The sequence below is a fragment of the Amycolatopsis sp. ATCC 39116 genome (assembly GCF_000231075.2).
Taxonomy (GTDB): domain Bacteria; phylum Actinomycetota; class Actinomycetes; order Mycobacteriales; family Pseudonocardiaceae; genus Amycolatopsis_E; species Amycolatopsis_E tucumanensis.
The window spans coordinates 21563-39487 of record NZ_AFWY03000009.1 but is presented as its reverse complement, the minus strand read 5'-3'; the positions used below and the strand labels follow the sequence as shown (position 1 = coordinate 39487).

Genomic DNA, 17925 nt, shown 5'->3' with positions numbered 1-17925 from the left:
CTACCCGATTCCAGGGATGAAGCGGACGACGAGGTCGATGAGCCAGATGCCGAGGAACGGCGTCGCGATGCCGCCGGCCCCGTAGACCAGCAGGTTGCGCCGCAGCAGCGCGGAGGCGCTGGACGGCTTGTACCGCACGCCCCGCAGCGCGAGCGGGATCAGCACCACGATGATCAGCGCGTTGAAGATCACCGCGGACAGGATCGCCGACCGCGGGGTCGCCAGGTGCAGGATGTTCAGCGCCGCCAGCTGCGGGAAGATCGCCACGAACATGGCGGGCAGGATGGCGAAGTACTTGGCGAGGTCGTTGGCGATGCTGAACGTCGTCAGCGCGCCGCGGGTGATCAGCAGCTGCTTGCCGATCTCCACGATCTCGATCAGCTTCGTCGGGTCGGAGTCGAGGTCGACCATGTTGCCGGCCTCCTTCGCGGCCGACGTGCCGGTGTTCATCGCGACCCCGACGTCGGACGCGGCCAGCGCGGGCGCGTCGTTGGTGCCGTCGCCGGTCATCGCGACCAGCCGGCCGCCCTCCTGTTCGCGCTGGATGAGCGCCATCTTGTCCTCGGGCTTGGCCTCGGCGAGGTAGTCGTCGACGCCGGCGTCCTCGGCGATGGCCTTCGCGGTGCGCGGGTTGTCCCCGGTGATCATCACCGTCCGGATGCCCATCCGGCGCAGCTCGGTGAACCGTTCCCGCATGCCCGGCTTGACCACGTCGGACAGCCGGATCACGCCACGCACGAACGCGTGCCCGCCGGTCAGCTCGGCGACCACCAGCGGGGTGCCGCCCTGCTCGCTGATCTCGTCGACGATCCGCTCGGTCTCGTCCGGGAAGTCGCCGCCGTGCTCCCGCACCCACTCGCGGACCGCGCTCGCCGCGCCCTTGCGGACCTGGCGGCCGGGCAGGTCGACGCCGCTCATCCGGGTCTGCGCGGTGAACGGGACGAACTCGCCGCCGCCGGGAACCGTGGTGCCCTCGGTCAGCTCGACGACGCTGCGGCCCTCCGGGGTGCCGTCGGCGAGGCTGGACAGCCGGGCGGCATCGGCCAGCTGGTGCGGGTCCGTCGAGCCGACCGGGATCAGCTCGGTCGCCCGCCGGTTGCCGAAGGTGATCGTGCCGGTCTTGTCCAGCAGCAGCGTCGACACGTCACCGGCGGCCTCCACCGCGCGGCCGGAGGTGGCGAGCACGTTGCGCTGCACCAGCCGGTCCATCCCGGCGATGCCGATCGCGGACAGCAGCGCCCCGATCGTCGTCGGGATCAGGCACACCAGCAGCGCGGTCAGCACGATCACCGACTGCTCGCTGCCGGAGTAGGCGGCCATCGGCTGCAGCGCCACGACAGCGAGCAGGAAGATGATCGTCAGCGTGGACAGCAGGATCGTCAGCGCGACCTCGTTCGGCGTCTTCTGCCGCGACGCGCCCTCCACCAGCGCGATCATCCGGTCCACGAAGGACTCGCCGGGCTTGGTGGTGATCCGGACGACGATCCGGTCGCTCAGCACCGTCGTGCCGCCCGTGACGGCGCTGCGGTCACCGCCGGACTCGCGGATCACCGGCGCGGACTCACCGGTGATGGCCGATTCGTCGACCGTCGCGATGCCCTCGACCACGTCACCGTCGCCGGGGATGATCTCCCCCGCCTCGACGACAACCAGGTCGCCCACCCGCAGTTCGACACCCGGCACGCGTTCCTCGCCGTCCGGGGTGATCCGCCGCGCGACGGTCTCCTTCTTGGTGCGGCGCAACGACTCCGCCTGCGCCTTGCCCCGCCCCTCGGCGACGGCCTCGGCCAGGTTCGCGAACACGACCGTGAACCACAGCCACACCGCGATCAGGATCGTGAACACGCTCGGGTCGGTGACCGCGAAGACCGTGGTGAGCACCGAGCCTGCCCACACCACGAACATGACCGGGTTGCGGACCTGGTGCCGCGGGTGGAGCTTGCGCAGCGCGTCGGGCAGCGAGGTCAGCAGCTGCCGTCCGTTGAACACGCCCGCGCCGACGCGAGCCGGTGTTTCGACGGGCCGGTCTTGGGTGATGGTCATGCCATGGCCTCCGCGATGGGACCGAGCGCGAGCGCCGGGACGAACGTCAGCGCCGCGACGAGCAGGATGGTTCCGGCGAGCACGGAGCCGAACAGTGGCCCGGTCGTCGGCAGGGTGCCCGCGGTCTCCGGCACCTTCTTCTGCGCGGCCAGCGAACCGGCCAGGCACAGGACCGCGATGATCGGCACGAACCGGCCGATCAGCATCGCCACCGACAGCGAGGACTGGAACCAGCCGTCCGTCACCGTGATGCCGGCGAAGGCGCTGCCGTTGTTGTTGCCGGTGGAGGCGTACGCGTAGAGCACTTCGGACAGTCCGTGCGCCCCGCTGTTGCCCAGCGCGCCCGCGGTGCCCGGCATGAGCAGGGCCGCGCCGGCGCCGAGCAGGACGACCGCGGGCATCGCCAGCATCGCGATCGCGGCGGCCGTGACCTCGCGCTTGCCGAGCTTCTTGCCCAGGTACTCCGGCGTGCGGCCGACCATCAGGCCGGCCAGGAACATCGCGATGATCGCCATCACCAGGATGCCGTACAGGCCGGTGCCGACACCGCCCGGCGAGACCTCGCCGAACAGCATGTGCAGCAGGGTCATGCCGCCACCGAGGCCGCTGTAGCTGTCGTGCAGCGAGTTCACCGCGCCCGTCGAGGTGCCGGTGGTGCTGGTGGCGAACAGCGACGACGCGCCGATGCCGAACCGCTGCTCCTTGCCCTCCAGGTTCGCGCCTGCCAGCAGGGCGGCGGGGCCGTTCGGGTGCGACTCGGCCCACCAGGTCACCGCGAGCACGAACGTCCACAGCAGACCCATCACGGACAGCAGGACGTACCCTTGCTTCGGGTTGCCGACGAGCCTGCCGAACGTCCGGGTCAGCGACACCGGGATCACCAGGATCAGGAAGATCTCGATCAGGTCGGTCCAGACGTTCGGGTTCTCGAACGGGTGCGCGGAGTTGGCGTTGAAGATGCCGCCGCCGTTGGTGCCGAGCTCCTTGATGACCTCCTGGCTCGCCGTGGGCGCCATCGAGATGGTGCTCTGCGTGCCGTCCAGGCCGGTGACCGTGACGCCGGCGCGGAGGCTCTGCGTGACGCCGAGCGCGATCAGCACGATCGCGAACACGACCGACAGCGGCAGCAGGATCCGCACGGTGCCGCGGGTCAGGTCGACCCAGAAGTTGCCGAGCCGGTCGGTCCTGGACCGGGTGAACCCGCGGACCAGCGCCATCGCGACCGACAGGCCGACCGCGGCGGACAGGAAGTTCTGCACCGTCAGCCCGGCCATCTGGACGAGGTGGCCCATGGTCGTCTCGGGCACGTAGGACTGCCAGTTCGTGTTGGTCACGAAGCTGACCGCCGTGTTGAACGCGACGCCGGGGTCGACCGGACCGCGGCCGAGGCTCAGCGGCAGGACGGACTGCAGGCGCTGCAGCAGGTACAGGAAGACGATGGACACCACCGAGAACCCGAGCACGCCCAGCGCGTAGGTGGGCCAGCGCTGCTCGGAGGACGGGTCCACCCGGAACGCGCGGTACAGGCCGCGCTCCAGCTTGAGGTGCCGCTCGCTGCTGAACACACGCGCCATGTAGTCGCCGAGCGGTTTGTGGACCAGGGCGAGCGCGGTGACGAGGATGCCGACCGTGACCAGGCCGGACGCGAGGTCCGACATCAGAACCTCTCCGGCTTGGTGAGTGCGATGAACAGGTAGACGATCAGGCCCAGCGCCAGCACCCCGCCGACGACGTTGGCCACCACCCCCGCGCCGCTCACAGCTTCTCCAGCCCGCGCAACGTCAGCGCCAGCACCGCGAACACCGCGATCAGCAGCACGGCGTACAGCAGATCCGCCACTTCACACCTTCCAGCACGGGTCACCCGATCGGTGACCGCTCCGGTGACAGCGTGCGCTCGGATGTCCCGTGTCCTCGTCCGGATGACGGCGCCTTGACGCCGCCTCGGCGCGGATTTACGCGTTCTTGAGGCGCGTGTGCGACCGGCCACACTCCGTGAAATCCATCCCGTCAGAGCGGACGAATCGAGCAGACAGTTACCGGTGAGTTGTGTTACCACGGTGTTACGCATAGTTGTACTTGCTAAGCATCGGGAGGGTAGTACGCATGTGCGGCATCACCGGCTGGGTCTCCTTCGAGACCGACCTCACCCAACGGCGCGAAGTGCTCGACGCCATGACCGGGACCATGGCCTGCCGTGGTCCGGACGACTCCGGGACGTGGATCGCCCCGCACGCCGCACTCGGCCACCGTCGCCTCGCGATCATCGACCTGCCCGGCGGGCGGCAGCCGATGTCGGTGACCACGCCGGCCGGCGAGGTGGCCATGGTCTACAGCGGTGAGGCCTACAACTTCACCGAGCTGCGCCGCGAGCTGGAGGGCAAGGGCCACACCTTCCGCACCGACAGCGACACCGAAGTCGTGCTGCACGGGTACCTGGAGTGGGGCGAGTCCGTCGCCGACCACCTCAACGGCATGTACGCCTTCGCCATCTGGGACGCCCGCGACGAGAAGCTCGTCATGATCCGCGACCGGATGGGCATCAAGCCGTTCTACTACTACCCGACGCGCGACGGCGTGTTGTTCGGGTCCGAGCCGAAGGCGATCCTGGCCAATCCCGCGGCGAAGCGGATCGTGGACGCGGACGGGTTGCGGGAGCTGTTCTCCTTCACCAAGCAGCCTGGCTGGTCGCTGTGGCACGGGATGTCCGAAGTGGAGCCGGGCACGATCGTCCGGGTGGATCGGGACGGCGTGCACACCCGCACGTACTGGAAGCTGGAGGCGCGCGAGCACACCGACGACCAGGAGACCACGGTCGCACGGGTGCGCGAGCTGATGACCGACATCGTGCACCGGCAGCTGGTCGCCGACGTGCCGCGCTGCGTGCTGCTGTCCGGCGGCCTGGACTCCAGCGCGATCACCGGCCTGGCGGCCGCGCGGCTGCGTGAGGAGGGCGAGCAGCTGCGCACCTTCTCGGTCGACTTCGTGGGGCAGGAGGAGAACTTCAAGCCCGACGAGATGCGCGACACCCCGGACTCGCCGTTCATCCGGGACGTGGCGAAGCTGGTCGACTCGGCGCACCAGGACGTCGTGCTCGACCCCGCCGCGCTGACCGACCCGGCGGTGCGGCGGGCGGTGCTGACCGCGCGGGACATCCCGGCCGGCATGGGCGACATGGACACCTCGCTGTACCTGCTGTTCAAGGCCATCCGGGCGGAGTCGACGGTGGCGCTGTCCGGCGAGTCGGCCGACGAGGTGTTCGGCGGGTACCGGTGGTTCCACGACGAGACCGCCCGCAACGCCGACACGTTCCCGTGGCTGGCGTTCAACACGGGCGCTCTCGAACGCGGCGGGCTGCTGCGGGCGGAGGTGCGGTCCACGCTGGATCTCGAGGGCTACATCGCGGACCAGTACCGCACGGCGCTGGCGCGGGTCGAGCACCTGGACGGGGTTTCCGCGGAGGAGCGCCGGATGCGCGAGGTGTGCCACCTGCACCTGACGCGGATGGTGCGGGCGCTGCTGGACCGCAAGGACCGCGCGTCGATGGCGGTGGGCCTGGAGGTGCGGGTGCCGTTCTGCGACCACCGGCTCGTCGAGTACGTCTACAACACGCCGTGGTCGCTGAAGACGTTCGACGGCAGGGAGAAGAGCCTGCTGCGGCACGCGACCAAGCACGTGCTGCCGCAGTCCGTTGTGGACCGGGTGAAGAGCCCGTACCCGTCCACGCAGGACCCCGGGTACGCGGCGGCGTTGCAGCAGCAGGCGAAGGAGGTGCTGGCGACGCCCGGCGACCCGGTGTTCGAACTGGCCTCCCGCGAGTGGGTGACGGACGCGGTGGGCCAGGACCCGGCCACGATGACGTCCCTCACACGCCACGGCCTGGACCGGCTGCTCGACCTGCACCACTGGTTCGACATCTACCGGCCGGAGCTGCGAGTCTGAGGATTCCCTGTGAGGTTCGGACATGGGGCACAAGTGGGTATGCGGGAGCGTTGAACAGGTCAGGAGAGGTGAGGAAGATGACCCAAGCATTCACGCAGACCGCTTTCACCAACGCCCGGACGAGCCCGCAGCTCCCGACCCTGCCCACCGGCTGGCCGATCGGGTCCTACGACTCCTACGAAGAGGCCCAGCGTGCGGTCGACCACCTCGCCGACAACGACTTCCCCGTGGCGGACGTCACGATCGTCGGGGTCGAGCCGATGCTGGTCGAGCGGGTCGCCGGCAAGCTCAGCTGGGGCCGCGTGCTCGGCGGCGCCGCGATGTCGGGCGCCTGGTTCGGTGTGTTCGTCGGCCTGTTGCTGACGCTGTTCACGCCGGGCGCCGGGCTGCTGCCGATCCTGTTCGGCCTGGTCGCCGGTGTCGCGTTCAGCATGGTGTTCGCGGCCATCAGCTACGGCGCCACCCGCGGCAAGCGTGACTTCGTGTCGCAGACGCAGCTGGTCGCGCGCCGCTACGACGTGCTGAGCCAGCCGCGCAACGCCGAGAAGGGCCGCGAGCTGCTGGCGAACCTCGCCGCGCGGACGCACGTGTTCAACTGAGGTAGCCGAGGAGAGCCCCGGGCCGGTCGCCGGCCCGGGGCTCTTTCAGTTGCGGGGGCGCGACAGGACGTCGCCGCACACGCTTTCCCGGCGCAGCTGCGTCCAGTCCGGGCCGGACCAGACCGTGGCCGGCTGCGCCGCGGCGGGACAGGCGAACAGGTCGAGCAGGCACCAGCCGTCGTCCCTGCCGAGTTCACCGATGACGAAGCTGGCGGTCCCGTCGGCCACGAACACGGCCACGGCGACGTCGTCCGCGCTCTGGCGCACGTCGAAGACGGAGATGTCGCCGATGGTGAACGCCGAGACGGTGCCCTGGCCGGGCAGGCTGACCTCGTCCACCGGTGGCAGGTCCGCGCAGTGGAGGTCCCGGTAGGCCGCGTGGTCCTCGCCGGTGAGCGCCGTGGCGATGTCGTCCGCGGTGTCCGCGGGGTCGTCGTCGAACACGTGCACCACGAGCAGCACGACAGCCGCGACCAACACGGCGGCCACGCCGCCCAGCTTCCACCACCGCGCCCGTTTCACCGCACCTCCCGAGATCATCCTGGAGGTAATCGCATCCAGGCGGTGGTCGTCGAGGCCGGTGTCCTGATGCGGTCAGCTCCCGCTGGAGATGCCCAGCGGCGTGGAGCCGCCGGAGCCCGGGCTGCGGCCCGTGCGCAGCAGCTCCCGCCACCGGCGCACGTCGTGCTGGGCCGGCCTCGTCGTGGCGAGGAAATCCCGCAGGACAGCCAGAAACCGCTGCGGCGCGGTGTGGTGCGGGAAGTGCCCGGCACCCTCGAAGAATCTCCGATCGAGCATGTTCACCGCTGTCCTGATGCGGTCAGCTCTCGCTCGAGATGCCCAGCGGCCTGGCGCCACCGGAACGCGCGTTGTGACCCGAGCTCAGCAGCTCCCGCCACCGGCGCACATCATGCCGCGCGGGCCTCGTCATGGCGAGGAAATCCTCAACTCCCACTGGAGATGCCCAACGGCGTGGAGCCACCGGAACGCGGGCTGCGGCCCGTGCGCAGCAGCTCCCGCCACCGGCGCACATCGTGCTGGGCGGGTCTCGTCGTGGCGAGGAAATCCCGCAAGACAGCCAGAAACCGCTGCGGCGCGGTGTGGTGCGGGAAGTGCCCAGCACCCTCGAAGATCTCCAGCCTGCTGCCCGGCATCGCGGCGTGGGCGACCAGCGCGTGCTCGCTCGGCACGACGTGGTCCCGCGTCCCCCACACCAGCATCGTCGGGATGCCCTCCGTCAGGTAGCTGCGGTCGAGCATGTTCACCACCTGCCCGCGCCAGTCCACCACCGCGCGCAGCGTGCGCAGGAACGCCTGCCTGCTGGTCGACTCCGCGAGCCGCACGTACTTGCCGATCACGTAGTCCAGGTCCGCCCCCAGCCCGAACCCGCCGCCCGCCCGCAGCAGGCTCCGGAAGCGCCGCAAGCCTTCCCGCACCGGCGGGGTGCCGAGCAGCGGCAGCACCAGATCGGCGCCCGGCGCGGCCGCGAGCCGCAGCAGCGGGTGCACGCCAGCGCCGATGCCGCCGGAACTGACCAGCACCAGCCGCTCGCAGCGTTCCGGGAACTGGTAGGCGAATTGCATCGCCACGCCGCCGCCGAGCGAGTGCCCGATCACGGTCACCCGGTCGATGTCGAGTGTCGCCAGCAGGTCCCGCATCCCGCAGGCATAGGCGGCCACCGAATAGTCGGCGCGCGGCTTGTCCGAACCGCCGTGGCCGAGCAGGTCCGGCGCGATCACCGTGTAGTCCCTGGTCAGCGACGCGAGCACGTCCAGCCAGGTGGACGAGTCGTCGCCGATGCCGTGGACGAACAGCAACGCGGGACCGCTGCCCGCCATGCGGTAGGCGCGCCGGTAGCCGTGGATCGTGCGGTGGCGCAGGTCGAACGTGTCCGGGCCGATCCCGGTGAGCGCGGTGTCCGGGGAACGCACCCGGCAAGCCCACCAGCCGGCTGTTACCGCTGTGTTGCCCCCGCCGAAAGAGTTTCCGCGAGCCGCGGGACCTGCAACTGCGACCACGGGCTGAACACGAACGGCGTGCGGCTCATGCTCTCCACCAGGTCGGTCCAGGCCGACCAGCGCCACTCGCACACCTCGTCCGGCTCGGGCAGCGGGTCCGCGTCGGCCTCGGCCACCCACACGGGGCAGAACTCGTTCTCCACCACGCCGCCCGCGTCCGTCGCCGTGTAGCGGAAGTCCGGCAGCACCTTCCGCAGCCCGGTGACCTCCAGGCCCAGCTCCTGCTTCGCGCGCCGCGCGATGGCCTCGGCCATGTCCTCGCCCGGGCCGGGGTGGCCGCAGAACGAGTTGGTCCACACGCCCGGCCACGTCTTCTTGCCGATCGCGCGCCGGGTCAGCAGGACGCGGCCGGCGCGGTCGAAGACGTAGCAGGAGAACGCCAGGTGCAGCGGGGTGTGCGCGTCGTGCACCGTGCGCTTCGGCGCTGTGCCGACGGGGTCGAAGCGCTCGTCGAGCAGCACCACGAGTTCTTCCTGGGCCACGTGACCTGCCTTCCGGTGTCAGGAGGAGCGGCGCGGCCGGGGCTGGCAGCGCGGGCAGAAGTAGGACGACCGGTTCATGAACGGCTCGCGGCGGATGGGCGTGCCGCAGCGGCGGCAGGGGCGGTCGCCCTGGCCGTAGACGTTCAGCGAGCGGTCGAAGTAGCCGGACTGGCCGTTGACGTTGACGTACAGCGCGTCGAACGACGTGCCGCCGGCGTGGAGCGCCTCGTTCATCACCTCGGTGGCCGCTTCGAGGACGGCCGCGCCCTGGGCGCGGGTGAGCTTCTCGGTGGGGCGGGCCCAGTGCAGCCGGGCGCGCCAGAGGGACTCGTCGGCGTAGATGTTGCCGACCCCGGACACGAGCGTCTGGTCGAGCAGGGCGCGCTTGATCTCGGTGCGGCGGGAGCGCAGGGCCTTGACCGCCTGGGCCGGGTCGAACGCCGGGTCCATCGGGTCGCGGGCGATGTGCGCGATCGGCGCGGGCAGGAGCGTGCCGTCGGAGGTGACGAGATCGGCCAGCGCGAGCCCGCCGAAGGTCCGCTGGTCGACGAACCGCAGCTCGGGGCCGCCGTCGTCGAACCGGATGCGGACGCGCAGGTGCTTCTCGTCGGGGGCGCCCTCGGGCTGCACGAGCATCTGACCGCTCATGCCCAGGTGCGCGAGGATCGCTTCCTTGTCCGACAGCTCCAGCCACAGGTACTTGCCACGCCGCCGCGCGGCCTCGACGCGCGCCCCGGCGAGCCTTCCGGTGAAGTCCTCGGGGCCCAGCTCGTGACGGCGGATCGCGCGGGGGTGCAGCACCTCGACACGAGCGATCCCGCGGCCCGCCACGTGGGCCTGCAGCCCGCGGCGCACCACTTCTACTTCGGGAAGCTCCGGCACCACACCACCCTATCCACGACCCCCGACAATTCCCGACGTCCGACCGGGTCGCATGACGACGACACACTGTGACGACAGGCCTTCCCATGGAACGCCGAACCCGCACGAGATATGCCGGGAACGACGAAGCCGGGCCGCTGCACCAACGGCAGCGACCCGGCTTCGCACGAGATCTACTCCGAGCCCTCCGGCTTCAGCTCCTCGGAAAGAGCCCGCCAAGCGGTCTCGGCGGCCTTCTGCTCGGCTTCCTTCTTCGTGGTGCCGTTGCCGTTGCCGAAGTCGCGGCCGGCGACCAGCACCGTGGCGCTGAACTCCTTGCGGTGGTCCGGCCCGGTGTCCTCCACCTTGTACTCCGGCACACCCAGCCCGGCCGACGCGGTCAGCTCCTGCAGGCTCGTCTTCCAGTCCAGCCCGGCACCGCGCAGCGGCGCCTCCGCCAGCAGCGCGTCGAACAGCCGGTGCACCAGCTCGCGAGCCGCGTCGATGCCGTGCGCGAGGTACGCCGCACCGATCACGGCCTCCAGACCGTCGGCGAGGATGCTCGCCTTGTCACGGCCACCGGTGAGCTCCTCGCCCTTGCCGAGGAGCAGGTGCGCGCCGAGCCCACCGGGACCCAGCCCCCGCGCGACCCCGGCCAGGGCGTGCATGTTGACCACACTGGCCCGCAGCTTCGCGAGCTGCCCCTCCGGCAGCTCGGGGTGCGTGCGGTACAGGTGGTCGGTGACGACCAGACCGAGCACGGCGTCACCGAGGAACTCGAGCCGCTCGTTCGGCGGCAACCCACCGTTCTCGTAGGCATACGAGCGGTGGGTGAGCGCCAGCGTGAGCAGCTCGGCGTCGAGTTCGACGCCGAGCGCTTCGAGCAACGGTTTCGGGTCGGCGGCCGGCCCTCCCGATCTCGACCTGCCCCCCATACTGGTCAGCGACCTCAGGCGGGCTCGACGACCTGACGACCGTCGTACTGGCCGCAGGTCGGGCAGGCCACGTGCTGCGGCTTCGGCTGCCGGCAGGCCCGGTTCTGGCAGGGCACCAGCTGCACGGGCGTCGCCTTCCACTGCGCACGACGGTGGCGCGTGTTGGAGCGCGACATCTTCCGCTTCGGGACGGCCACGACTGAATCTCCTCATCCACGGTTCGCTCACGCGGGCGCGAGCGTGCTTACTCAGGTGCTTACGAGCTGATGCCCGTCAGGCTTGCCGGCCGGGCCCGCCGGAGGACGAGTCGTCGAAACGCTCGACCAGCGCGGCCCACCGAGGGTCTATCGTCTCATGCCCGTGTCCGGGCTCGAGATCGGCCCACTTCCCGCCGCAATCGGGGCACAGCCCCGGGCAGTCCTCGCGGCACAGCGGGACCTGCGGCAGCGCCAGCACGACGGCGTCGCGGACCAGCGGTTCGAGGTCGATCCGGTCGTCGACGAGGCGCATGACCTCGTCCTCGTCGGTCGTCTCGTCCGTGGTCGAGTCGGGGTAGGCGAACAGCTCGGTGAGCTCGACCTCGACCTCGTCGTCGATCGGGTCGAGGCAGCGGGAGCAGGCGCCGGTGGTCCGCACCGCGGCGGAGCCGGTGACCAGCACGCCCTCGACCACCGACTCGAGCAGCAGGTCCAGCTCGACCTCGGCGCCCTTCGGCACCACGATCACATCGGGCACGCCCCACTCGACGGCGGTGGGCGCCGTGCGCTGGATGGTCCGGCTCAGGCCGGCGCGCCGGCCCAGCTCACGGGTGTCGACGACCCACGGGTTGCGGGCGTCGGAAGAGTCATTGTGCTGAGACATGGGTCCGTTGAGTAGAGGGCGGAAGGCAACCCCACCACTCTACGCCGCGATCAGGGCTGGAAGTCGTACAGGGGCGTGGGGCGCTGGCCGAGGCTCGACGGGCCGCGCAGGTGGTTGCGGCCGGAGTCGACCGTCCGGAGCGTGGTGGACAGCAGCTCGGAGAACTCGGCGAGCTTGCCGTCGACGTAGGCGTCGCAGTCGGCGCGCTGCCGGTCGGCCTCGGCGTGGGCCTCGTCCACGATGCGCGCGGACTCGGCGTGCGCGGCCTGCACGACCTCGGTCTGGGACACCAGCCGGGACTGCTCGTGGCGGCCGTCCTCGACGGCGCGCTCGTAGGCGTCGCGACCGGCCTGCATCATGCGCTCGGCCTCGGCGCGGGCCCGCTCGGTCAGGTTGTGGTACTCGGCCTGGCCCGCGGCGATCATCCGCTCGGCCTCCGCGCGCGCGTCGGCCATGACCTGCTCGGCGCGCGCCTGCGCGTCGGCGATCATGCGCTCGGCCTCGGCGGCGGCCTCGGAGGTGACCCGCTCGGCCTCGGCGTTGGCGTCGCCCACCGTCGTCTCGGCCTGGTGGCGCGCCTTGTTGATCAGCTCGTCGCGCTGGTCGAGCACGTCCTGCGCGTCGTCGACCTCGCGGGGCAGCGCGTCGCGCACGTCGTCGAGCAGTTCGAGGACGTCCCCGCGGGGAACCACGCAGCTGGACGTCATCGGCACCCCGCGTGCCTCTTCCACGATCGTGACGAGCTCGTCCAGCGCCTCGAACACCCGGTACACAGCGACTCCCTAGGTGGCCTTTCCCCATCCGGCTTGACCACAAGTCTGCCCGTTTCTCCGGGGAAAGGGGGGAACGCTGCGTCACCGGGCGTGTCAGCGACGCGAAGCGTCTCCGTTGAGGGTGGTGGTGGGCGACGGGCGGGCGTGTCAAGGGGAACCGTCAGGAATTCACGTCCACCAGGTCGAAGCTCGCGTAGTGGTCGCCGGTGTAGAAGTACTCCCCCGCCGAGCCGGTGACGATGCGGCGCGCGCCGCGGTCGTCGCTGCCGGGGGTCTCCACGGTGTACTCGTGGTAGTAGCCGCTCGCGCAGGCGGGCAGCAGCCCCTCGCGGTTCTGGAAGACCGTCCCGTCCTGCTCGTACGGGTACGGGCCGCCCTGCTGGATCAGCTCGTAGGTGTCGGTGGCCTCGGCGGGCAGCGAGGACAGCGCGACCACCGTGAAGCCGGAGGTGTCGCCACACTCGGCCTGAGTGGCGGACAGCGGCGCGGCCGAGGCGGGAGCGGCCGGCCCGAACCCGGTGAACAACGTGAGGACGACCGCGAGCAGCGCACCCGCCACCCGGGACTTCGTGATGTTGGTCATTTTCGGACCGTAGCCCGAACGCGTTACCTGGAGGGGGCCGTCAGGTGAACGAGCCCGAAGTCCCGACGAAAGTCGTCGCCCGATCAGGCGCGTTCGGCGAGTTTCGCGGTGAGCCGCTCGAAGACCACGTCCGGCACCAGGTTCTTCACGTCGCCGCCGTAGGTGGCGACCTCCTTGACCAGCGAGCTGGACACGAAGCCGTAGGCCGGGTTGTTCGACATCAGCAGGGTCTCGACGCCGGAGAGCTCCCGGTTCATCTGCGCCATCTGCAGCTCGTAGTCGAAGTCGCTGACCGAGCGCAGGCCCTTGGCGATCGCCGCGATGTCGTGCTGCCTGCAGTAGTCCACGAGCAGCCCGTGCCACGAATCGACGCGGACGTTGGGCAGGTGCGCGGTGATCTCGCGCAGCATGTCCAGCCGCTCCTCGATGGTGAACATGCCCTTCTTGGACTTGTTGATCATGACCGCGACCACGACCTCGTCGAACAGCTTCGCCGCCCGCTCGATGATGTCGAGGTGGCCGTTGGTCACCGGGTCGTAGGAGCCTGGACACACCGCACGCCGCATGTGGCGGACGCTATCAAGCTCTACCCGCCGTGGCGCGGTGAAGTGACGTACTCCGCCCAGTACAAGGCCGTGTCGCCGTAGCGCGAGGTGCGCAGCGGCGCGAACCCGGCGGGCCAGTCCGGTTCGCCGTCGCGCAGCGCCCGCTCGACGATCACCAGCCCGTCCTCGGCGATCCACCCGCCAACGCCCAGCGCGGCCAGCACCGCGCCGATCTTCTGCGCGCCCACCGAGTAGGGCGGATCGGCCAGCACGAGGTGGAACGGCTCGTCGGCGGGCTGCGCCAGCACCGTCTCGACCGGGCCGGAGCGCACCGAACCGCCCAGCCCGAGCGCGCTCACGTTGGCCTTGAGGACCTGCACCGCGCGCCGGTCGGACTCGACGAACACCGCGTCCGCCGCGCCCCGCGAGAGCGCCTCCAGCCCCAGCGCGCCGGAACCGGCGTAGAGGTCCAGCACCCGCGCGTCGGTCAGCTCACCCGCCGCCTCCAGCGCGTTGAACAACGCCTCCCGCACGCGCTCGGACGTCGGCCGCGTGCCCTGCGCCGGCACCTTGAGCCGCCGCCCGCTCGCCGCCCCGGCCACGATCCTCGTCACAGCCCCATCATCGCGCTGTGTTCTGCGCGGTGTTTTGCCCAGGACCCGGTGAACGGCCCGCGGGGCACGCGTAGAGTCAATCTTCCTGTTGCCGGCGAGTGAGCTGTAGGAGCGCTGCGTGTCGGAACCTCGGGTCAGACGGGCCGAGATCGCCATCGAACAACACCACGTGGACCGCGTCTACACCCGGCTCGCCGAACTCCGGGCGCAGGCGGAGGCGATGCGTGCCAAGGGCTACGAGATCGGCCACGGCGCCCAGCGCGAAGCCGTTTTCGAGCAGGCCTCGATGCTGTTCGAGCGCGACATGATGGTCCACCACGCGACCCAGACGCTGCAGACCCTGGACGCCGAGTACGAGGGCCTGGTCTTCGGACGGCTCGACCACACCACCGGCGAGAAGATCTACGTCGGCCGCCTCGGCATCCGCGACGCCGAGTTCGACAACCTCGTGACCGACTGGCGCGCCCCGGCCGCCGCCGCGTTCTACCAGGCCACCGCCGAGGAGCCGATGGACGTGGTGCGCCGCCGCGTCATCCGCTGCTCCGGGCAGACCGTGCTCGACGTGGACGACGACGTGCTGATCCCGGACGCGGTCGGCGACGACATGCAGGTGGTCGGCGAGGGCGCGCTGATGGCGGCGCTGGGCCGGTCGCGCGGCGACAAGATGCGCGACATCGTCGCGACCATCCAGAAGGAACAGGACGAGGTCATCCGGGCACCGTGGCGCGGTGTCACGGAAATCACCGGCGGCCCCGGCACCGGCAAGACCGCCGTGGCACTGCACCGCGCGGCCTACCTGCTGTACCGGTACCGCCGCCAGCTCGGCGGGGCCGGGGTGCTGGTGGTCGGGCCGTCCGGGGTCTTCACGAACTACATCTCGCGCGTGCTGCCGTCGATGGGCGAGACGAACGTCGAGCTGCGCGCGCTGGGCGCGGTGCTCGACGGCATCAGCACCGACCGGCAGGACCCGGCGCCGCTCGCCGCGATCAAGGGCTCGCTGCGGATGCGCAAGGTGCTGGCGAAGGCGCTGCGGGACACGCCGCCGGACGTGCCCGACGAGATGCGGATCGTCTACAAGGGCGACGTCCTCAAGCTCAACCGCAAGGAGCTGGAGAAGGTCCGCCGCAAGGTGCACGGCCACGGCGGGCCGCCGAACCGCTCGCGCGTGCGGGCGGCCGAGGCGCTGCTGGAGGCGCTGGCCGACCGGGCCGAGGAGAACGCGCGCTCCGACGGCCGCTCGATCGAGCGCGCCGAGGTGATCCACGACCTCGGCGAGCGGATCGACTTCCACCGCTTCCTGGTCGTGTGGTGGCCGGTGCTGTACCCGGGCGAGATCCTGCGGTGGCTGGGCGATCCGCGGCGCCTGACCAAGGCGGCGCGCGGTGTGCTGACCCCGGCCGAGGTCGACCTGCTGGCCGCCTCGTTCGCCGACCGCGAGCGCGAGTGGACGGTCGCCGACGTGGCGTTGCTGGACGAGCTGCGCGTGCTGGTCGGCCCGCCGCCCAAGCGCCGCCGCCGGGCGCAGCAGATCGAGCTGGACGCGGCGCCGCCGGAGCGCGGGTCGCAGGGCAAGCCGCACCGGCCGGAGCACTACGACGAGTACTCGCACATCGTGGTCGACGAGTCTCAGGACCTCTCGCCGATGCAGTGGCGGATGGTCGGCAGGCGCGGCAAGTACGCCAGCTGGACGGTGGTCGGCGACCCGGTGCAGAGCTCGTGGCCGGATCCGGAGGAGGCGGCGCAGGCCCGGACGCAGGTGTTCGGCGCGCGCACCCCGGTCCGCCGCTACACGCTGCGCACCAACTACCGGAACTCGGCGGAGATCTTCGACCTGGCCGCCCGCGTGGTCGCCGGGCACGCCGCCGAGGGCGAGCTGCCCCGGGCGGTCCGGACCACCGGGATCGAGCCGGACGTGCGGCTGGTCGAGCGCGGCAGCGTGGAGAGCGCGGTGCAGGCGGCGGCGAAGGAGCTGCTGGACGCCGTCGAGGGCACGGTCGGCGTGGTGTGCGCCATGGACCGGGTCGCCGAGGTCGGCGCCTGGGTGCGGGGGCAGGCGGACGAGCGGCTCAAGGTCGTCGGCAGCCTGGACGCCAAGGGCCTGGAGTACGACGCCGTCGTGCTGGTCGAGCCGACCGAGCTGATCACCGAGTCGCTCACTGGGCGGCGCGTGCTCTACGTCGCACTGACCCGCGCGACGCAGCAGCTGACGGTCGTGGCCTCCGACGACGAGTGGCTGCCTGCGGAATAAATCACGAAAAACGCAACGCCTTCGTTAGCCCCCGCCATTTCCCGGGCAATTACCATGCACGGCGAGACCGACCGTCTCTTCGTGGTGTCACGGGACTGTGGATGGAGCACCTCATGGCAGGTTGGGTGCGTGCTGCGCGCCGTACGGCGGCCTCGATCGGCCTCGCCGTGGCGTTGCTCACGACGGGCGTCGCCTGTACGGGCGACGACAACGCGAGCACCGGCGGCGAGGTTTCGGCTGGTCAGGGCGTCATCGGCGAAGCGCCGGTAGCGAGCGACGCGGACCTGGCGGCCAGCCCGACGGCGCAGGCCATCAAGGCCCGCGGCACGCTCGTCATCGGCGGCGACGAGAACCTGCCCCTGCTGTCGCAGCGGAATCCGATCACCGGAAGCACCGACGGATTCGACGCGACACTTGGAAAAATGCTCGCGAAATACATCATCGGCAGGCCGAACGTCAACATCGTGACGACCACACCGGAAACCCGGGAAGCGATGCTGAAAACGGGCACGGTGGACGCGGTGATCCGGATCTACACGATCACCGCGGAGCGGGCGCAACGGGTCGCGTTCGCCGGGCCGTACCTGCTGTCCGGGCAGGCGATCGCCACCCTCAAGGGCACCACCGGCATCGACGACCCCGGCGACCTCAACGGCAAGACCGTCCTCGCGGTCGCCGGGACGACCAGCGTCGCGGCGATCCAGCAGCGCGCGCCCGGCGCGAAGATCACCACGTTCGGCACCGCCGAGGAGTGCGTGCAGGCGCTGGAGCAGGGCAAGGGCGACGCGTACGTGCACGACCTGACCGTGCTGGCCGGCGAGGCGCAACTGGACTCGAAGCTGCAGATCAGCGGGCAGCCGTTCACCAGCGAGCCGTACGGCATCGGCCTCAAGCTCGACGACGACTCGTTCAAGCGGTTCGTCAACGAGTGGCTGCGCAAGATCGAGGCGGCCGGGCTGTGGCAGCGGGCCTGGCAGGAGACGCTGGGCACGGTCGTGACCGGCGGCGTGCCGTCCCCACCCGCGATCGGCTCGGTCCCCGGCTCGTAGCACGCAGCCACGCATCGGGACGACCCCGACGGTGTTCAATCGCGCCGCCGTCCGGCGGGGCGATTGAACACCGTCGGGCGCAGCCCCTCCTGGTGCTCGATCCGCACCGTCCGCCCCGCGAACGGCCGCAGTGCATCGAGCAGGTAGCGCGCCTGGTGGATGGCGCTCAGCCGGCCGCCGGAGACGCTCGCCTTGCCCACCTGCTCCGATTCCCCCGCTGTGCGGGTCACTTGTCGGCTCCATATGCGCGCGCCGGTGAAGATCGGCAACGCGTCCTCCCGCGACGCCGCGCTCGCCACCGCCCTGCGCAGAGTGAGGCCCGCCATTGAACCCGCGGCAGGCGTGGGGAAGCGACCCCGGGGTGCCCAGGACA

General features: G+C 70.8%; 20 protein-coding genes. 4 read left to right on the top strand and 16 right to left on the bottom strand.

What is annotated here, in order from left to right; genetic code table 11:
- Genes kdpB through kdpF form a run of 3 tightly spaced genes read right to left on the bottom strand, consistent with a single transcriptional unit; the run spans position 1 to position 3802 of the window.
- A complete protein-coding gene (gene kdpB / locus AMY39116_RS0313080) occupies positions 1-2043 on the bottom strand; it encodes a potassium-transporting ATPase subunit KdpB (protein ID WP_020418103.1) in 2043 nt (680 codons plus the stop codon).
- Positions 2040-3701 (bottom strand): potassium-transporting ATPase subunit KdpA, encoded by a 1662-nt coding sequence (gene kdpA, locus AMY39116_RS0313075; RefSeq protein ID WP_020418102.1) that lies wholly within the window; start codon positions 3699-3701, stop codon positions 2040-2042. Before kdpA ends, kdpB begins: the two co-directional genes overlap by 4 nt.
- Positions 3701-3802, bottom strand: coding sequence for a K(+)-transporting ATPase subunit F (kdpF, locus tag AMY39116_RS0313070; protein WP_017987524.1), 102 nt, complete (start codon positions 3800-3802; stop codon positions 3701-3703). The genes kdpA and kdpF overlap by 1 nt, the downstream gene beginning before the upstream one ends.
- Positions 3803-4148: 346 nt before the next feature.
- Here kdpF and asnB point away from each other — a divergent pair, with 346 nt between their 5' ends.
- Together asnB and AMY39116_RS0313055 are read left to right on the top strand one after the other, a co-directional pair.
- On the top strand, positions 4149-5984 hold the full coding sequence (asnB, locus tag AMY39116_RS0313060; protein WP_020418101.1) for an asparagine synthase (glutamine-hydrolyzing): 1836 nt from the start codon (positions 4149-4151) through the stop codon (positions 5982-5984).
- A gap of 77 nt (positions 5985-6061) precedes the next feature.
- The gene (locus tag AMY39116_RS0313055; protein WP_020418100.1) at positions 6062-6583 is read left to right on the top strand and encodes a general stress protein; all 522 of its coding nucleotides are present in this window, start codon (positions 6062-6064) and stop codon (positions 6581-6583) included.
- 45 nt (positions 6584-6628) lie between these two features.
- Here AMY39116_RS0313055 and AMY39116_RS0313050 read toward each other — a convergent pair whose 3' ends face one another.
- The 12 genes from AMY39116_RS0313050 to rsmD form a co-directional block, all read right to left on the bottom strand.
- Positions 6629-7072, bottom strand: a complete 444-nt coding sequence (locus AMY39116_RS0313050; RefSeq protein WP_157358541.1) for a hypothetical protein — start codon at positions 7070-7072, stop codon at positions 6629-6631.
- A gap of 105 nt (positions 7073-7177) precedes the next feature.
- Complete coding sequence (locus tag AMY39116_RS0313045; protein WP_235716117.1) at positions 7178-7381, bottom strand: alpha/beta fold hydrolase; 204 nt, start codon at positions 7379-7381, stop codon at positions 7178-7180.
- Between the two features lie 146 nt (positions 7382-7527).
- Positions 7528-8514 (bottom strand): alpha/beta fold hydrolase, encoded by a 987-nt coding sequence (locus AMY39116_RS0313040; protein ID WP_020418097.1) that lies wholly within the window; start codon positions 8512-8514, stop codon positions 7528-7530.
- 23 nt (positions 8515-8537) lie between these two features.
- On the bottom strand, positions 8538-9083 hold the full coding sequence (gene idi / locus AMY39116_RS0313035) for an isopentenyl-diphosphate Delta-isomerase (protein ID WP_020418096.1): 546 nt from the start codon (positions 9081-9083) through the stop codon (positions 8538-8540).
- A gap of 18 nt (positions 9084-9101) precedes the next feature.
- Positions 9102-9965 (bottom strand): bifunctional DNA-formamidopyrimidine glycosylase/DNA-(apurinic or apyrimidinic site) lyase, encoded by an 864-nt coding sequence (mutM, locus tag AMY39116_RS0313030; RefSeq protein ID WP_027935873.1) that lies wholly within the window; start codon positions 9963-9965, stop codon positions 9102-9104.
- Between the two features lie 173 nt (positions 9966-10138).
- Complete coding sequence (gene rnc / locus AMY39116_RS0313025) at positions 10139-10879, bottom strand: ribonuclease III (protein WP_084506093.1); 741 nt, start codon at positions 10877-10879, stop codon at positions 10139-10141.
- A gap of 14 nt (positions 10880-10893) precedes the next feature.
- Positions 10894-11076: a 50S ribosomal protein L32 gene (rpmF, locus tag AMY39116_RS0313020; RefSeq protein WP_017987516.1), complete on the bottom strand. Its 183-nt coding sequence runs from the start codon at positions 11074-11076 to the stop codon at positions 10894-10896.
- Between the two features lie 76 nt (positions 11077-11152).
- Complete coding sequence (locus AMY39116_RS0313015) at positions 11153-11740, bottom strand: DUF177 domain-containing protein (protein WP_020418093.1); 588 nt, start codon at positions 11738-11740, stop codon at positions 11153-11155.
- A 50-nt stretch (positions 11741-11790) separates the two neighbouring features.
- Positions 11791-12513 carry a DivIVA domain-containing protein gene (locus AMY39116_RS0313010; RefSeq protein ID WP_020418092.1) on the bottom strand — a complete coding sequence of 241 codons (723 nt, stop codon included), beginning with the start codon at positions 12511-12513 and terminating at the stop codon, positions 11791-11793.
- A 160-nt stretch (positions 12514-12673) separates the two neighbouring features.
- Positions 12674-13096 (bottom strand): ribonuclease domain-containing protein, encoded by a 423-nt coding sequence (locus AMY39116_RS0313005; RefSeq protein ID WP_020418091.1) that lies wholly within the window; start codon positions 13094-13096, stop codon positions 12674-12676.
- 83 nt (positions 13097-13179) lie between these two features.
- Positions 13180-13662: a pantetheine-phosphate adenylyltransferase gene (coaD, locus tag AMY39116_RS0313000; protein WP_020418090.1), complete on the bottom strand. Its 483-nt coding sequence runs from the start codon at positions 13660-13662 to the stop codon at positions 13180-13182.
- Positions 13663-13682: 20 nt separating this feature from the next.
- On the bottom strand, positions 13683-14255 hold the full coding sequence (gene rsmD, locus AMY39116_RS0312995) for a 16S rRNA (guanine(966)-N(2))-methyltransferase RsmD (protein WP_020418089.1): 573 nt from the start codon (positions 14253-14255) through the stop codon (positions 13683-13685).
- A gap of 118 nt (positions 14256-14373) precedes the next feature.
- On the opposite strand from rsmD, the gene AMY39116_RS0312990 reads away from it, so the two are divergent.
- Together AMY39116_RS0312990 and AMY39116_RS0312985 are read left to right on the top strand one after the other, a co-directional pair.
- Complete coding sequence (locus tag AMY39116_RS0312990) at positions 14374-16503, top strand: ATP-binding domain-containing protein (RefSeq protein ID WP_020418088.1); 2130 nt, start codon at positions 14374-14376, stop codon at positions 16501-16503.
- A gap of 113 nt (positions 16504-16616) precedes the next feature.
- Positions 16617-17552, top strand: a complete 936-nt coding sequence (locus tag AMY39116_RS0312985) for a glutamate ABC transporter substrate-binding protein (protein WP_027935872.1) — start codon at positions 16617-16619, stop codon at positions 17550-17552.
- Positions 17553-17587: 35 nt separating this feature from the next.
- Here the strand turns inward: AMY39116_RS0312985 and AMY39116_RS0312980 are convergent, their stop codons facing one another.
- A complete protein-coding gene (locus tag AMY39116_RS0312980; protein WP_020418086.1) occupies positions 17588-17782 on the bottom strand; it encodes a hypothetical protein in 195 nt (64 codons plus the stop codon).
- Positions 17783-17925: the final 143 nt, after the last annotated feature.

Bases quoted from the DNA above. Each gene is read 5' to 3' on its own strand.
- AMY39116_RS0313015 (WP_020418093.1), bottom strand. From the start codon at position 11,740: ATGTCTCAGCACAATGACTCTTCCGACGCCCGCAACCCGTGGGTCGTC.
- AMY39116_RS0313045 (WP_235716117.1), bottom strand. From the start codon at position 7,381: ATGCTCGATCGGAGATTCTTCGAGGGTGCCGGGCACTTCCCGCACCAC.
- kdpA (WP_020418102.1), bottom strand. From the start codon at position 3,701: ATGTCGGACCTCGCGTCCGGCCTGGTCACGGTCGGCATCCTCGTCACC.
- AMY39116_RS0313005 (WP_020418091.1), bottom strand. From the start codon at position 13,096: ATGACCAACATCACGAAGTCCCGGGTGGCGGGTGCGCTGCTCGCGGTC.
- AMY39116_RS0313055 (WP_020418100.1), top strand. From the start codon at position 6,062: ATGACCCAAGCATTCACGCAGACCGCTTTCACCAACGCCCGGACGAGC.
- asnB (WP_020418101.1), top strand. From the start codon at position 4,149: ATGTGCGGCATCACCGGCTGGGTCTCCTTCGAGACCGACCTCACCCAA.
- kdpB (WP_020418103.1), bottom strand. From the start codon at position 2,043: ATGACCATCACCCAAGACCGGCCCGTCGAAACACCGGCTCGCGTCGGC.
- coaD (WP_020418090.1), bottom strand. From the start codon at position 13,662: ATGCGGCGTGCGGTGTGTCCAGGCTCCTACGACCCGGTGACCAACGGC.
- rnc (WP_084506093.1), bottom strand. From the start codon at position 10,879: ATGGGGGGCAGGTCGAGATCGGGAGGGCCGGCCGCCGACCCGAAACCG.
- AMY39116_RS0312985 (WP_027935872.1), top strand. From the start codon at position 16,617: ATGGCAGGTTGGGTGCGTGCTGCGCGCCGTACGGCGGCCTCGATCGGC.